The 15,423-nt window shown below is 41.1% G+C and carries 12 protein-coding genes; 2 read left to right on the top strand and 10 right to left on the bottom strand.

Features of this window, described 5'->3' with window-relative positions:
- Positions 1-146 precede the first annotated feature (146 nt).
- The 3 genes from NST65_RS14485 to NST65_RS14495 all read right to left on the bottom strand — a co-directional run bounded on the left by NST65_RS14485 (position 147) and on the right by NST65_RS14495 (position 2,709).
- The gene (locus NST65_RS14485) at positions 147-980 is read right to left on the bottom strand and encodes an undecaprenyl-diphosphate phosphatase (RefSeq protein ID WP_046313507.1); all 834 of its coding nucleotides are present in this window, start codon (positions 978-980) and stop codon (positions 147-149) included.
- Between the two features lie 127 nt (positions 981-1,107).
- Positions 1,108-2,250, bottom strand: coding sequence for an AI-2E family transporter (locus NST65_RS14490; RefSeq protein WP_024423275.1), 1,143 nt, complete (start codon positions 2,248-2,250; stop codon positions 1,108-1,110).
- 66 nt (positions 2,251-2,316) lie between these two features.
- On the bottom strand, positions 2,317-2,709 hold the full coding sequence (locus NST65_RS14495; RefSeq protein WP_034282508.1) for a DoxX family protein: 393 nt from the start codon (positions 2,707-2,709) through the stop codon (positions 2,317-2,319).
- A gap of 197 nt (positions 2,710-2,906) precedes the next feature.
- Between NST65_RS14495 and NST65_RS14500 the strand changes: the two genes are divergently transcribed.
- Positions 2,907-3,899, top strand: a complete 993-nt coding sequence (locus tag NST65_RS14500; protein ID WP_046313387.1) for a Gfo/Idh/MocA family oxidoreductase — start codon at positions 2,907-2,909, stop codon at positions 3,897-3,899.
- A gap of 62 nt (positions 3,900-3,961) precedes the next feature.
- Here the strand turns inward: NST65_RS14500 and NST65_RS14505 are convergent, their stop codons facing one another.
- The 5 genes from NST65_RS14505 to NST65_RS14525 form a co-directional block, all read right to left on the bottom strand.
- On the bottom strand, positions 3,962-4,486 hold the full coding sequence (locus tag NST65_RS14505) for a type 1 glutamine amidotransferase domain-containing protein (RefSeq protein ID WP_024423278.1): 525 nt from the start codon (positions 4,484-4,486) through the stop codon (positions 3,962-3,964).
- A gap of 90 nt (positions 4,487-4,576) precedes the next feature.
- Positions 4,577-6,565 (bottom strand): methyl-accepting chemotaxis protein, encoded by a 1,989-nt coding sequence (locus NST65_RS14510; RefSeq protein ID WP_046313385.1) that lies wholly within the window; start codon positions 6,563-6,565, stop codon positions 4,577-4,579.
- 365 nt (positions 6,566-6,930) lie between these two features.
- A complete protein-coding gene (locus tag NST65_RS14515) occupies positions 6,931-8,907 on the bottom strand; it encodes a methyl-accepting chemotaxis protein (RefSeq protein ID WP_111926637.1) in 1,977 nt (658 codons plus the stop codon).
- Between the two features lie 173 nt (positions 8,908-9,080).
- Complete coding sequence (locus tag NST65_RS14520; RefSeq protein WP_111926639.1) at positions 9,081-11,072, bottom strand: methyl-accepting chemotaxis protein; 1,992 nt, start codon at positions 11,070-11,072, stop codon at positions 9,081-9,083.
- 125 nt (positions 11,073-11,197) lie between these two features.
- Positions 11,198-13,189 carry a methyl-accepting chemotaxis protein gene (locus tag NST65_RS14525; protein WP_111926641.1) on the bottom strand — a complete coding sequence of 664 codons (1,992 nt, stop codon included), beginning with the start codon at positions 13,187-13,189 and terminating at the stop codon, positions 11,198-11,200.
- Between the two features lie 156 nt (positions 13,190-13,345).
- Here NST65_RS14525 and NST65_RS14530 point away from each other — a divergent pair, with 156 nt between their 5' ends.
- Positions 13,346-14,086 carry a protein-glutamine gamma-glutamyltransferase gene (locus NST65_RS14530; RefSeq protein ID WP_342489037.1) on the top strand — a complete coding sequence of 247 codons (741 nt, stop codon included), beginning with the start codon at positions 13,346-13,348 and terminating at the stop codon, positions 14,084-14,086.
- A 21-nt stretch (positions 14,087-14,107) separates the two neighbouring features.
- Here NST65_RS14530 and NST65_RS14535 read toward each other — a convergent pair whose 3' ends face one another.
- Positions 14,108-14,356, bottom strand: a complete 249-nt coding sequence (locus tag NST65_RS14535) for a hypothetical protein (protein ID WP_065215238.1) — start codon at positions 14,354-14,356, stop codon at positions 14,108-14,110.
- A gap of 24 nt (positions 14,357-14,380) precedes the next feature.
- Positions 14,381-15,412, bottom strand: a complete 1,032-nt coding sequence (locus NST65_RS14540) for a nitronate monooxygenase (RefSeq protein ID WP_065215237.1) — start codon at positions 15,410-15,412, stop codon at positions 14,381-14,383.
- Between the last annotated feature and the right edge of the window lie 11 nt (positions 15,413-15,423).

Below are 15,423 nucleotides of genomic sequence, written 5' to 3' on the forward strand. Positions count from 1 at the left end.
GATAGAAAACCTTTGCAGTCTAGGAAGGACGAGCACTGGCGCGGAGCGAATTTGACATTCGTGAGCACCAGCGCGCAGGACTGACAAAGAATGCGAGGATTTGTCTACACGCTGAAACTACTCTTATAAAAGAGTAGTTTACAGTATTACATGAACAGGATAAATAAAATCACACCTAGGATAATTCGGTATATCGCAAAAGGCACCAGTTTGATTTTATTGATCAGTTTTAGGAAGAATCGAACAACAAAGAGAGCCACAACAAACGCACTCACAAAGCCGACGATAAAGAATGGCAGCATATCCGGTGTTAAATATTCGGCATTTTTCACAAGGGTTAACAAGCTTGCTCCTGCCATAATCGGCATCGCCATGATAAATGTAAAGTCTGCCGCAGCACGGTGATTCAAACCAAGAATAACCCCGCCTGCGATCGTCGAACCTGAGCGCGAAAATCCTGGCCATAATGCTAAACATTGAAACAGTCCAATATAAAGCGCCTGTCTGTAAGTCATGTTATCGACAGAGCTTGTTTCTGATTTCCGTTTATTGATCCAGTCAGCGACAAGCATCAGAACTGCCCCTAAAATCAAACCGACAGCGACTGTTCTGACGTCAAATAAGTATTTATCAATATAATCTTCAAATAAGAATCCTAAAATGACGGCTGGAACAAGTCCAACTGCAATTTGGGCGATGGTCAGTTTATGCCCGCTGCGCTTTTGCTCTTCGGTGATATTTTTCTTTAAGCCCAATAAGTTTAAAATACGATCTTTAAACACGATCATGACAGCTAAAATTGAGCCTAACTGAATCACGACTTTAAATGTGTTGGCCGCTTCTGGCGTAATAATTTCCTTTGATTTTAACCAAAGATCATCGACAATGATCATGTGACCTGTAGATGAAACAGGTGCGTACTCTGTTAATCCTTCGACAATTCCTAAAACCAGTGCCACGAATAAATCCCATAGATTCATGATTTTCTTTCCTTTCAATTCTGATCTTTTGAACACGCCAAACATCTATGTCCACATAAAGACAAGCTTCCTTCATCGAAAGCTCGTCTTTATGATACTATATTTTTTTCAAAAAAAGATTATGACATCAAACCTTTTCTTCTTTATACAAATTAGACCGCATTTTGAACCAATCAAATAAGTGAGTCGTGATGACCTTCAGAACGGCATACGTCGGAATAGCGACAATGATGCCGACCACGTTGAACAATTTACCAGCTGTTAATATAACAAAAATAATCGTAATGGGATGAATATGAAGGTTTTTCCCCATCACCTGAGGAGAAATGAATTTCCCTTCAACGAGCTGAACCACTGTCCAGACTATAATGAGTTTTAGCAGCATTACTGGTGACGTCACAAGTGCAATCACAATCGCTGGAGTAATCGCAATTGTTGGACCAAGGTAAGGCACTATGCTTGTACATGCTGCAATGATAGCGAGCAGCAGCGCATAGTCAAGTCCAATGATCATATAACCGATTAACAGAAGAACACCGATACAGAAGCTGACAATGATCTGTCCGCGAATATACGAGCTTAGACGGTGGTTCATTTCGTGAAGCATGATATGTGTATGTTCCCTCATTTTACTTGGGAAAAATTTCAATAGATAGTCAGGCAGCTTTTTGCCGTCTTTTAATAGATAAAACAGAATAAACGGCACAGTCACGATCGAGATGATGACTTCTGTGAGCGCCCCTAAGAATGTTCCTACACCGGTAAAGGTGCTTTCCAAAATCTTCGTCGCTTGACTGGATGCTTTACTTACCAATTCAGACACGTTAAAGTTCATCGAGTTTTGCACTTGATTAATAAAGTTACTTCCTGTTAATTGTCTAATTTGATCTTCTACCGTATCGACGTATTTCGGAAGATTATGAAATAGACTCATGGTTTGAGCTTGTAAAAAAGGAATAATGGACACGATGGTCACTGTAATAATCCCAATAATGACAATATATAAAAGCAAAATGGAATAGATCCGCTTGATTCTTGCTTTCTCTAACAAGTTAACAATTGGATTTAATAAATAATACACGACTCCCGTTAAAATAATCGGTAAGGCAATGGTTTTGACGAGTACAATGAGCGGTGTGAAAATAAATGATGTTTTCATGAAAACTAGGATATTCAATCCAATTAATAACAGGACGAGTAAAAAGAGAACAAACTTGTTATCAAGAAAAAATTTTCTAAATCGACTGCTCCACATTTGCATAGAATTCATATTGTTCCTCCAAACACGGGCTATTTTATGAGTAAATTGTACACTACTTGATCATGATTATGGTCGTCATTGTTTGAGCTTTTTTTCCCATTTTGCAATGGACATTGCCCATACAATGAGAATCGGCTGTCCAATAAGCCTTATCCATAGCAAGGCTTGTTCTGTATTTTCTTGACCTGGAAATGGTATTCCCTCACGAGCAGCAAATAAGTTTGCAGGGAAAATGAGTACAAGATAGACAGCAATGGATTTTGCCGCTGCAATCCTGACATTTGGCAAAAGCAGCAGCACGGCCAGCAGCCATTCAAGACATGCAGTCGCATAGACCATTACATATGGAAATGGCCAGCCTGGCATCATGCGGGCAAAGCCGCTCGGCTCTATCACATGAAAAATACCAGCCGCTATGAATAAAAGCGCAAAGATGTATGTACTTCCTATATGCAGGACGCGCTTCATGTTTCCTCCTCTCCCTTCTATCCTGAGTATTACCCGAAGAAGGAAGAAACTACCCACTTTTCGTACATTTATATCCTTTATGTAAGACGTTTCAGCCTATATAAAGGTTTCATCCGCTTTGCAATAAAAAGAATATTCTTTCATACAAACGCTTTCAAAGCATGTATAATCAGAGAAAAGCAGAAGGAGGGAATCACATGATTCGATTTGCTGTCATCGGAACGAACTGGATTACAGATCGGTTCTTACAAGCTGGTGAAGAACTAGCTGATTTTACATGTACAGCCGTCTATTCACGGTCCGCTGAAAAAGGACAGGCCTTTGCCGAAAAATATGGGATTGATACGGTTTTTACGAACTTACAAGAAATGGCGGAAAGTGATACGTTTGATGCCGTGTATATTGCGAGTCCAAATGCCCTTCATAAAGAGCAGGCCATGTTAATGATGGAGCATCAAAAGCATGTTTTATGCGAAAAACCATTCGCCTCTCATCGAAAAGAAGTGGAAGAAATGATTGCCGCAGCGAAAAAACATCAAGTGTGTTTGATGGAAGCGATGAAAACGACCTTTCTGCCTAATTTCCTTCAAATCAAACAGCATCTTGATCAGCTTGGACCTATCAGGCAAGTGGTCGCGCATTACTGTAAATATTCTTCAAGATACGATGCCTATCGAAGCGGCGAGCTTCCAAATGCCTTTAAGCCTGAGCTATCCAACGGTTCTTTAATGGATATCGGGGTGTACCTCGTTTACCCAGTCATATACTTATTTGGTCTGCCGAATCAAATCACCGCAAGAGGCTATAAGCTTTCTTCTGGTGTGGATGGGAACGGTTCAGTCCTTTTACAGTATGACGGGCATCAAGCACTTCTTTTTCATTCTAAAATTTCAACGTCTCATTTATCGGCTGAAATTCAAGGCGAGGATGCCACCATGGTGATTGATCAATTCCACCGTCCTTCACGAATCACGATACACGACCGTGACGGACATCAAACTGACATCTCTCTCAAAGATGATCAGCCAGCTATGTCTTATGAAATCAATCATTTTATTGAGTGTATTCAGCAGGGAATGGGGCAGTCTCCTGTCAATACATTTGCCCTATCTGTTCAAACCATGTCCGTCATGGACGAAGCGAGAAGACAAATGGGTGTGTTGTATCCTGCCGACAGACAAAATGTATAGGGCATGAAATGATGAACAAAGGGCGAAATTTTTTTGTTCGCCCTTTGTTTCGTGTCAGTCGTTTATTTTGCGGCTAACACATCCGCAAATGCTTTCACATACGGCGGAAGGTCCGGCGGGCGTCTGCTGGAGATGAGGTGGCCATCTGTGACAACTGCCTCATCGAACCAGTCCGCACCAGCATTTGTCATATCGTCTTTAATACCTGGTGTACTTGTCACTTGTCTGCCTTTCAGGATTCCTGCTGATATCAGCACCCAGCCGGCATGACAAATCTGACCGATTGGTTTTGCCTTCGCATCAAATGTACGGACGATGTCTAATACTTCTGGATAACGGCGCAGTTTATCAGGCGCCCATCCGCCAGGGACTAGCACAGCATCATAATCATCAGCTTGAATGGAATAAAAATCTGCATCAGATACCGCCGGCACACCATACTTCCCGATGTACTCATGATTTGCTTTTTCACCTACAAGATGGACAGTCGCCCCTTCTTCTCTTAAACGCAGAACCGGATACCACAGCTCTAAATCTTCAAAATCATCGCTGACAAACGCAATGACCTTCTTATCTGATAAACGCATACTATCTCTCCTCTTCTTTCGATTTCCTCTATTGTACGAGATGTCCTCTTAAAAAGAAAAGCGGTTCCCCTTGAGGAGAACCACTTGACCTTATTCGCTGATCTTGAATTTTTTAATTAAATCACGTAATTCTTCCGCCATTTGGGAAAGAGTTGTGGATGAAGAACTAATCTCTTCCATAGAAGCAAGCTGCTCTTCAGCAGATGCTGCGATATCTTGGATGCTTGCTGAACTCTCTCTTGATACATCTGCAATTTCATTTACTGCTTTAGAAATTTGCTCAGATCCTTTCGACAGCTCGCGCACCGTTGTATTCATTTCATTCATTCTTGCTGCGATTTCCGCTGTTTGCTCATTTATTTGTGAGAAGCTTTCTTTCGTTTGATCTGTAATAGTAAGACCATTTTTCACTTCTTCATTCACTGCTTTGAACATATTTTGAGATGTTTCGATTTCAGTAACGATTTCATTCACAAGCTTTTCAATCTCTTTTGCTGAATCCGATGATTGAACCGCTAGTTTACGCACTTCTTCCGCAACAACAGAGAAGCCTCTGCCTGATTCACCTGCACGTGCTGCTTCAATGGCAGCATTTAGTGCAAGTAAATTCGTTTGATCCGCAATGCCGTTAATCACGCCGAGGATGTTTGTGATATCTTTTGATTTATGCTCTAGCCCGTTGATCACGCCTTCAGCTTCTTTCACTGAATGGTCAATCGTCTTCATTTGGCCAACAGTCTGCTCCACAAGCTGTCCGCCTGTTTCTGCGACTGTTTTTGATTGAACAGATGACGCTGTGATGACATCAGACGTTTCGGCAACTTCGTTCAGTCCTTCATTCATTTGTTTTAAATGAACCGCGCTTTGTTCCACCATTTCGCTTTGATTTTCGTTGCCGTTTGAGAATGTTTCAATAGATGATGTGATATGTTCGGTTGCTTTAGTTGTTTGACCTGCGCTTGCCGTCAGTTCTTCAGATGATGAAGCAACATTCTCAACAGATGTTTGTACTGCTTGAATGACATCTCTTAGGGACTCACTCATTTCATTAAAGCTTGTGCCAAGCTGTCCAATTTCATCTTTTGAGCGGACATCAATTTTTTCTGTTAAATCTCCCTGACTGATCTTCTTCGAAGAAGAGACAAGAGTGGAAAGTGGTTTTGTAATGGAACGGATGATAAAGAAGATCAGAATCCCGCCAATGATAAGCGCGCCGGCTAAAATGATGGCGGCCATGTTAAAGACTGGCTGTGCAGCTTCTTCTACTTCACTGACAAACATCGTCCCGACAATTTTCCAGCCAGTCGCCTTGTTTGTGGTGAACTCCATTTGCTTTTCTTTTCCTTCAAACATATAGCTCATAGATCCGTTATCTTGTGAATACATTTTTTCTAACCATTCACCAGATAATTTTGTTCCTGCTTTTTTCGTTGGATGTGCCACATATGTACGGTCTGGACTTCCAATAAAGGCATAGCCTTGTTTCCCAATGTTAATGCTATTGGACTCTTTAACTAGATTCGCAATGTCTAGGTTCATCGCGATGACGCCTGATCCATCCTCTAGTTTTTTAGAAATGGTTACCACAAGTGTACCGGTTGAAGCCGTTGCATATGGGGCTGAAACAGACAGCTCACCGTTTTTCGCCCAGCCGTCTTTGTACCAATCCCGCTCAGTAGCGACATAACCTGCAGGCATTTTTTGATTAGGATATCTTGAAAACACTTTGCCGTCACTTGAAGCGACAAAAATGCCTTCTGTGTCATCATTCATACTCATGAACTGCTCAAAGCGTCCTTGAATATCGGTCGTTCCTTTTTGCTTGAGCTTTTTCTCCGTGATCCATTTGCTAAAGAAATCGGCTGCGTCTGTTTTCACTTTGACAACCTTCGTAATATTTTTATCTAGCTGCTCTACGTTTTCCTTTGCACTTTGCATAATTTGATCATTTAATGAGGTGCTTGCCGTATGGTATGAAGAGAATGCCAATACAATGATTGGACATAAAAGAATAAATAAGAAAGAGAATACGAGCTTTTTTGAAATAGATGGCTTTCTGAAATACTGTATGAATTTCATAAAAAAGAAAACTCCTTTTAGTAAGATAGTATATATATCGGAAGTACTACTAGGTTCTTTACTTTTTTAACTTATTAAAGTCTAAATAAGTCCAAATTACCCAATTTATATGCATCGAATGGAAAAACACCTGACGTTTTGGCGTCAGGTGCTTAAGATTGTTGACAAAGGGCTAAGAGATTCTTGATTTTAGCCCTTTGTCTTCTTTTTCAGTGTGATAGAAAACCTTTGCAGTCTAGGAAGAACGAGTACCAGAGCGAATAAAAGATTCGTGAGCACCGGCGCGCAGACCTGACACCAAATTTGAAGGTTTGTCTACACGCTGAAACACCTGACGTTTTGCCGTCAGGTGTTTCGCTACTCTCTTACATTTTAAATTGTTTAATAAGCTCCCTTAGTTCTTCTGCCATCTGAGATAAAGTGGCAGAGGATGAGCTGATCTCTTCCATAGATGCCAGCTGCTCTTCTGCTGATGCCGCGATATCTTGGAAGCCTGCTGAGCTTTCTCTTGAGAGCTCTTTGATTTGATTCACCGCATGAGAAATATCATTTGAGCCATGCGATAGCTCTTCGGCTGATCTGTTCATTTGTTTCATTTGTTCTGTCATTTCTAATGTTTTATCAGTGATTTTCTCAAAACTCACTTTCGTTTCATCTGTAATGTTTAATCCAGATTGTACTTCACCTGCTACTTGTTTAAACATTTTCTGCGATTTTTCTATTTCCTCCACAATTTCGTTCGTCAGGCTTTCAATTTCTTTTGATGAGCTTCCTGACTGCTCTGCCAGCTTGCGGACTTCTTCTGCGACAACAGAGAAGCCTCTGCCTGCTTCACCTGCTCGTGCGGCTTCTATCGCAGCATTTAAAGCAAGGAGATTCGTTTGGTCCGCAATACCGTTGATGACCCCAAGAATGTTTGTAATATCTTTTGATTTCTGCTCTAAGCCTGCAATGACAAGCTCTGCTTCTTTTACTGCCTGCTCTATGGTTTGCATTTGACCTGCTGTTTTTTGAACGAGTTCTCCTCCAGCCTGAGCAGTTTTGCTCGATTCGATCGACGATTCCATCATATGAGAGGTCGTGTCGACCATATGTGATAAGCTCCGATCCATTTCGTTTAACTGAACTGAGCTTTTTTCGATCATATCATTTTGATGTTCAGTGCTGTTTGAGAACTGTTCAATAGATGATGTGATATGCTCGGTCGCTTGAGCTGTCTGTCCTGCACTTGCCGTTAACTCTTCAGACGAAGCAGCAACATTTTCAATGGAATTTTGGACAGCTTGAATGACTTGTTTCAGCTTTGCTGACATGTCGTTAAAGCTCTGCGCTAGCTTACCAATTTCATCGTGCGTACGAACTTCAATATGCTGGGTCAAATCACCTTGACTGATTTTTTCAGCCGATTCAGAGAGCTCTATCAGTGGCTTTCGAATCGATTTAATAATAAAATAAATCGCGATTCCGCCAATGGCAATCGCAGCCGCAAGAATGATCATTGTTAAGTCGAGCACTGGCTGTGCGGCTTCTTTTACTTCATTCACATACATCGTTCCAGCAAGCTTCCAGCCGGTTGCTTCATTTGTGTCAAAAAACATTTGCTTCGGCTGGCCATTGTATTCATATTCAAAGCTGCCTTCTTTTTTATCATATAGTTTTGAGATGAAGTCACCAGTCAGCTTTGTCCCAGCCTTATCGGTTTTATGGGCCACATAACGCTGATCTGATGTGGCGATAAACGCATAGCCTTCTTGGCCAATTTTGATGCTGTTTGTATCTTTTACAACCGTATTTAAGCGTACATTCACCCCGATCACACCAGATCCATCTGCTAGCTGTTCTGATATTGTGATGAGCAGGTCATCTGATGACTTATCGGCAAAAGGATCTGAAATGATGAGTTTCTTCTCTCCCATCGATTTCTGAAACCAAGTTTCATTTTTTGCGCTCTTTGCATTACCTTTGTGAATCTCCGAATATTCAGTTAGTTTACCATTTTGATCTGCAACAAATACTTCTACTACATCGTCATCTGTTTCCGATAATTGCTCTAATTTCACTTTGAGTAAATCTTTGTTTTTAGCAGTCAATTCACCCTTTTTGATCGATTTAGATAAGTATGAAACCATGTCAATTTTAGGCTGTATATCTTTATTAATGAGTTCGTTTAATTGTTGAACACCATTTGCAGCACTAGACATAATCTCATCATTAAGAGACTTTGATGCCACTTCATAAGAAAATGCAGCCAATACGAGAATTGGCACTAGGAGAATCGCTAAGAATGCAGTAATTAATTTCTTCGACATCGTAAAGTGCTTAAAAAAGTTGATTTTTTTCATGACTCTACTCCTTTTGATTTATGATTTGTGGTCTTCCTCTTCTATTCTTAGGTAATATGAATTATTTTTCAAGGAATAATGTTCAAAAAATCCAAAAAATAAGTATAATTACCCATTTCTTTTGATTTACTCAATGAAAAAGAGCCTCTATCTGGAGGCTCTTTTCTTCCTGTCTATTCAACCTTAAATTTGCTAATTAAATCGCGTAATTCTTCTGCCATCGAAGAGAGTGTGGCAGAGGACGAGCTGATTTCTTCCATTGATGCCAGCTGTTCTTCTGCTGAAGCAGCAATGTCTTGAATATTTGCCGAGCTTTCACGTGATACGTCTGCGATCTCACGAACAGCCTCTGACACATGTGCCGAGCTTTTTGAAAGCTGAACAACGGTTTGATTCATTGTTTGAAGCTGGTCAGAAATTTCTTTTGTCATTTCGAAAATATTGTGGAAGCTTACTTTCGTTTGTTCAGTGAAGCTTAGGCCTGATTGAACTTCTCGATTCACCGCAGTGAATACTTCCTGTGATACGTCAATATCTTGTACGATTTCTTTAATCAAATTCTCAATTTCTTTTGCCGAGTTGGCAGATTGAACCGCCAGTTTTCTTACTTCTTCTGCTACAACGGAGAATCCTCTGCCAGATTCACCAGCTCTTGCTGCCTCAATCGCTGCATTTAGCGCAAGTAAATTCGTTTGATCGGCAATTCCATTGATGACACCGAGAATTTGGGTAATGTCTTTCGATTTACTTTCAAGTGCACTGATGACATTCTCTGCTTTTTTCACGGACTGATCAATGACATTCATTTGAGAAGCGGTTTTTTCAACAAGCTGGCCGCCTTCCCCTGCGATATCTGTTGATTTGATCGATGAAGCAGTAATGGATTCAGCCGATTCATTCATATTCTGAAGACCGCGGTTCATTTCCTCTAACTCTTCTGAGCTCAATTCGACTTTATCATTTTGGCTTTCATTTCCGCTGGAGAATTGTTCAATGGCTAGTGTAATATGCTCTGTTGCTTTACTTGTTTGTCCTGCGCTGGCAGTCAGTTCTTCTGATGAAGATGCGACATTCTCGACTGAAGTTTGAACGGCTCCAATGAGAGATCGCAATGAGTCAATCATCGTATTAAAGCCTTTACCAACTTGTCCAATTTCGTCATCTGACTGGATCTGAAGCTTATCGCGTAAATCACCTTCGCTGACTTTTTTCGAGAAGCGGGCAAGATTGGATAATCTTTTTGAAATAGAGCGGACGATAAAGAAAATGAGGGTTCCTGCAACAATGAGTGTGACACTGAATACGATAATGGCTGTATTGAAAACGGGCTTTGCCGCTTCTTCTACTTCAGATACGAGCATCGTTCCACCAATTTTCCAGCCGGTTAATTCATTGGTGACATATGCAACCTTTTTATCTGTTCCTTTGAGGGTATAGCTGCCGCTTCCTTCTTTATTTTTAAAAATAATACTGGCCAGATTTTCATTGACTTGACTTCCTGGCTTTTGGGTTGGATCTGCTAAAACTGTTTTATCTTTCTCCATGATGAAAGCATAGCCTTTTTGCCCAATTTTGATTTCTTTTAGTTTTTGGAGCAGGCTGTCAATTTCCATATCAAGACCAATGACACCTGAACCATCTTTCATTTTTTGGGCAATTGTGATAACCATTTTGCCTGTGGATGCTGCTACATATGGTTTTGTGATGACTTGTTTGCCGTTTTCTGCTTTCAATGCCTCTTGATACCATGGACGTTCTCTTGGATCGTAGCCATCTGGCATCTTTTGAACTGGATATTGCATAAACAATCCCTTTTCAGAGCCTGCATAGATTGCGGATACATCTTTTTCATTAATTTTTCCAAATTGCTGTAATTCTTTAATGGTCGCATTTCTATTTTTTTCTTGAAGATTAGACGCTTTGAGCGAGTCTGAAAACAGTGTCACAGCATCTGATTTGTTGCCAATATTCTCATTGATTAAGGTATCAAATGCATTAACCTGACTCATCGCACTGCCCATAATCTGTTTGTCTAGCTCTGTCTTTGATGTAAAAAACGCACTAATTGTCAGTGCCACAGTTGGCAGAATAAGGACGACCAAAAAGGCAATGATTAATTTCTTTGAAATGGATGGTTTTTTGAACCATTGGATCATTTTTCCCATTTTAACTTTCCCCCTTTACTTCTCTAAAGTTATTATCGGATGAAAGGTGTATTTTTAGAGGCTGGAAATGACGTTTAAAAATAAAAAAAATACCCAGACAATTCTGGATACTTTTTCATCATCATTTAATTAATTTTAAATTGACTTGTGAGCTCTTTTAGTTCCTCTGCCATGTTGGCAAGTGTCACAGAGGAAGATGTGATTTCTTCCATAGATGCTAGCTGCTCTTCTGCAGAAGCCGCAATGTCCTGAATGTTTGCTGCGCTTTCTCTCGAGACTTGGCGCATCTCCTGCATCGCTTGTGAAACAAGCTTTGAACCGCTTGATAGGTCAATGGCTGTATCGTTTAATTGCGACAGTTTTTTCGACATTCCTTCTGCTGCCTCATAAATGTGCTGGAAGCTTTCTTTTGCTTCCTCTGTCATACCGAGTCCTGCGTTTACTTCTCGATTGACTGCTTTGAACATATCTTGAGATTTAGCAATTTCTAGTACAATTTCTTGGATGAGCTTCTCAATTTCTTTCGCTGAATCTGCGGATTGGACTGCTAGTTTTCTCACTTCTTCTGCAACGACGGAGAATCCGCGTCCTGATTCACCTGCTCTTGCTGCTTCAATTGCTGCATTAAGCGCAAGTAAATTCGTTTGATCCGCGATGCCATTAATGACATTTAAAATACTCGTAATATCTTTAGACTTGTATTCTAATTCTTTCATGACCTGCTCTGCTTCTTGTACAGATGTATCAATATGTTTCATTTGGCTTGCTGTGCTTTCAACAATTCGGCCGCCTTGACCAGCAGCTTCTGTTGATTGAATAGAGACAGCAGCCACTTCAGATGAGGTTTGTGACATATCTTGTAATCCTTCGTTCATTGCCTCAAGCTGATTCGTACTAGATTCGACTTTCTCGTTTTGTGCTTCATTTCCATTTGAAAATTGTTCAATTGACATCGTGATATGCTCTGTTGCTTGACTCGTTTGGCTGGCACTTGCCGTCAGCTCCTCTGAAGCCGAAGCCACGTTGTCGACAGATTGCTGTACAGCGCGAATGACGTCACGAAGAGATTCACTCATCTTGCTGAAGCTTCTTGTGAGATCTCCTATTTCATCCTTCGATTTGGTTTCGAGGGTTTCTGTTAAATCCCCTTCACTCACTTTTTCTGAGAAATCAACAAGCCTTCTCAGTCCAATGGTAATCGAGCGAACAATGAAGAAGATAGCGACACCGCCAAGGATAAATGAAGAAATTAAAAGAATAATGGCAGAATTCCAAACTGGCTGTGCTGCTTCTTCTGTTTCTGATACAAACATCGTTCCAGCAATTTTCCAACCTGTTAAATCATTTGTGACAAAAACGATACGTTTTTGTTCTCCTTTATTCTCATAAGTTGATGTTCCTTCTTTGCCGCTGTAAAGGATTGATGAAATATTTCCTGTGACCTCAGATCCTGACTTTTCTTCTGGATGGGCTACAATTTGTTTGTCTTTATTTGAAATAATTGGATATCCTTCTCGTCCAATTTTAATTTCTTTGATTTTATCAACAATGTCTTGCACATCAATGTCGATTCCGATCGCTCCCGACCCGTCCTTCAGGCGCTGGGCAATCGTGACCACCATGCCGTTTGTTGTAGCAGAAATGTATGGATTGGTGACAACTGGCTCACCTTTTTCATCCTGCATCGCTTGCTGATACCAATCGCGTGTTGTTGGGTCATAGCCTTTTGGCATGTCTACTTTAGGAAACTGAATGAAATCACGATTTTTACTTGCTGCATAAAATCCAACTACATCATCTTCGTTGATTTTGCTGTATATTTCAAAATGCTCATACAGTTCGTCCTGGTTTTTCTTTTTAAAGTCTGCAGCAGTAGTTGTTTGAGTAAAAAGTTTCACCGCGTTTTCTTTATTCAAAAGCTTTTGCTCGATCATGTCATTCATATCATTGACTCTTGCTTTTGCTCCGTACATGATTTCATGATCTAATTCTTCTTTGGCAATCTGATATGAAATCGTACTGAGTGTAATGATTGGCAAGACGAGAACAAGTGTGAATGAAATAATCAGTCTTTTGGAAATCGATGGTTTTTTCAACCATTTTATTGCACTTTTCATGTTTTTCCTCCTTTTAAACGATATGTTTTATATCGGACATCTTCATAGTATTTTCATGTTTTTCAAATAAAAAGGATGCTATTTTGTTTATTTTCACAAATTGATTCCTTGCCCAAGCACCCTGCATACGCTAATACAAAAGGGGGCGCTTTTCATATGATTATCCTTTCAGGACAGCCAGTGACAAATGAGCAGCTGGCATCGTTTCAGCTAGAGGGACAAAAGCGGATCATTTTGATGCAGTTACAGGCCTCGAATGATACGTTCCGCTATAAGCAAGCATCTGATTTGTTATTTGAGGTCACTTTAAGATCGAACATTATGAATGCTGCAAGAGATTTGAATAAAAGCGGTGCCTCATTCGCCATCTTTCAAAGGTCGCGTGCAAATGATGCGTTTTGGCGTGTGTCGGAAGCAGGAGCACTAGAGCTGCGCTATCAAGTGGAGCCATCAAGAGGCATTCAAGACATTTTTGAAAATGGCTCAAAATATGCATTTGAATGCGCAACAGCGATTGTCATTGTGTTTTATATGGGGGTTTTGCAAACAGTAGGAGAGGAGAAGTTTAATCGAAGACTTCGCAGTTTAACACTGTATGACTGGCACTATGATACTTTGTCGATTTATACAGAGCGCGGGAATGATTTTATCTATGGGGATTGTTTATATTTCGAAAATCCAGAGTTTAGCTATCAGCAATCGCAATGGCGCGGGGAAAATGTGATTTACTTAGGAGAAGATCAATATTACGGTCATGGACTTGGAATTTTAACAGCAGCAGAAATTATCGACAAACTGAATAAGAGAAGACGGCCAGGTGCGGTTCAATCCGCTTATTTATTACCGCAGACTACCCGGATGGATGTAATTTATCTCAGGCAAATGTTTGGCAGCTAAAAAAAGCCTCTTGTCTATTGGTTATGACAAGGGGCTTCTGTATGCCTTGCGTTTACGATAATTTTGGAGTGTGCCAAGCATCGTGTTCGCAAGGATCTCCATTTCTTCTAAATCTTTTCTTGTGACCGGCGAGTCGTGCCGGCTCCATTTCACGTATCGAACAAAATAGTAATGACGAATGGGCGTAAGGACGGCAGGAGAATGAGGGAAATCATCAAACCAAAATTCAATCTGGCCTTTTTTTCGGTAGGAATGTTTTAAGATGTCCATCCTGTCACACCACCCATCATGATTTTATGTCTGCGTCAGTTCGTGCATGATGTCTTCAACGCTTAAAATCGAGTGAATACGTCCAACGCCCTGTCCTGCCCACAGAGCCATTTGATCAGGGTTACCGCCGGCAGCAGCTGCTTTTCGCATCGGTGTTGTGCATAGATGCTGAACTGGGTAAGGAAGAACCCTATCTTCATGCCGACTTTCATCCTCCATCCACTGATTCACAATACCTCTCGCTCTTTTCCCAGAAAAAAGCCTTGTCACCCTTGTTTCACTGCCTTCTGCCTGTAAAATGGCTTTCTTGTATACCTCTGCCGCAGCACTTTCCTGGCTGGCTAAAAATCGTGTGCCGATTTGAACCGCATCCGCTCCAAGCGCTAGCGCTGCTTTCATACCTAATCGGTCCGTGATGCCTCCTGCTGCTATAAAAGGCACACGGCAGAGCGGTTTGACGTCAGAGATCAGACTGATCAGCCCCACCAAGGCGTCTCCTTTTGCACGTAAAAATGTGCCGCGATGTCCCCCTGCTTCACTTCCTTGCAGCACAATGGCATCCATTCCTTTTTCCTCTAGAAGCAGTGCTTCCTCTTTTGTTGTCGCCGTTCCGATTAAAAAGATTCCCTTTTGTTTTAGGTGGTGAATCGTTTGTTCATTTGGACAGGCGAATGTAAAGGAAACGATCGGAACGTCTTCTTCCAGAAGAATGTTGATTTTCCGTTCAAAATCATCCCACAGCTCTTCTTCGCTTGGCATCCTATGAGCTTCGGGCCATACAGGCAGTCTCTTCTCCCAAAACGCCACATCCTCTTTTTTCACATCTGGAATTGGCTCTGGTACAAACACATTGACCTGAAACAGGCGAGATGTCAGCTGTTTGACCTGTCTAATCTGCTGTCTCAAATCGTCAGGCTGCACATATCCACTTGCCAAGCTGCCAAGCCCTCCGTAATTTGAAACAGCGGCTGCCAGCTGCGGTGTCACAGCTCCTCCTGCCATTGGTGCTTGGATGATTCCATGTTCGATTTGCAGTAACTTTTTGATGTCCCCCATTTATTTCCCCC

The sequence above is a fragment of the Bacillus sp. FSL P4-0248 genome (assembly GCF_038593305.1).
In the GTDB taxonomy this organism is placed as follows: domain Bacteria; phylum Bacillota; class Bacilli; order Bacillales; family Bacillaceae; genus Bacillus; species Bacillus safensis.

What these genes read in the sequence shown, in the direction of transcription:
- NST65_RS14485 (WP_046313507.1), bottom strand. Translation starts at nt 980, where the DNA reads ATGAATCTATGGGATTTATTCGTGGCACTGGTTTTAGGAATTGTCGAA.
- NST65_RS14490 (WP_024423275.1), bottom strand. Translation starts at nt 2,250, where the DNA reads ATGAATTCTATGCAAATGTGGAGCAGTCGATTTAGAAAATTTTTTCTT.
- NST65_RS14495 (WP_034282508.1), bottom strand. Translation starts at nt 2,709, where the DNA reads ATGAAGCGCGTCCTGCATATAGGAAGTACATACATCTTTGCGCTTTTA.
- NST65_RS14500 (WP_046313387.1), top strand. Translation starts at nt 2,907, where the DNA reads ATGATTCGATTTGCTGTCATCGGAACGAACTGGATTACAGATCGGTTC.
- NST65_RS14505 (WP_024423278.1), bottom strand. Translation starts at nt 4,486, where the DNA reads ATGCGTTTATCAGATAAGAAGGTCATTGCGTTTGTCAGCGATGATTTT.
- NST65_RS14510 (WP_046313385.1), bottom strand. Translation starts at nt 6,565, where the DNA reads ATGAAATTCATACAGTATTTCAGAAAGCCATCTATTTCAAAAAAGCTC.
- NST65_RS14515 (WP_111926637.1), bottom strand. Translation starts at nt 8,907, where the DNA reads ATGAAAAAAATCAACTTTTTTAAGCACTTTACGATGTCGAAGAAATTA.
- NST65_RS14520 (WP_111926639.1), bottom strand. Translation starts at nt 11,072, where the DNA reads ATGGGAAAAATGATCCAATGGTTCAAAAAACCATCCATTTCAAAGAAA.
- NST65_RS14525 (WP_111926641.1), bottom strand. Translation starts at nt 13,189, where the DNA reads ATGAAAAGTGCAATAAAATGGTTGAAAAAACCATCGATTTCCAAAAGA.
- NST65_RS14530 (WP_342489037.1), top strand. Translation starts at nt 13,346, where the DNA reads ATGATTATCCTTTCAGGACAGCCAGTGACAAATGAGCAGCTGGCATCG.
- NST65_RS14535 (WP_065215238.1), bottom strand. Translation starts at nt 14,356, where the DNA reads ATGGACATCTTAAAACATTCCTACCGAAAAAAAGGCCAGATTGAATTT.
- NST65_RS14540 (WP_065215237.1), bottom strand. Translation starts at nt 15,412, where the DNA reads ATGGGGGACATCAAAAAGTTACTGCAAATCGAACATGGAATCATCCAA.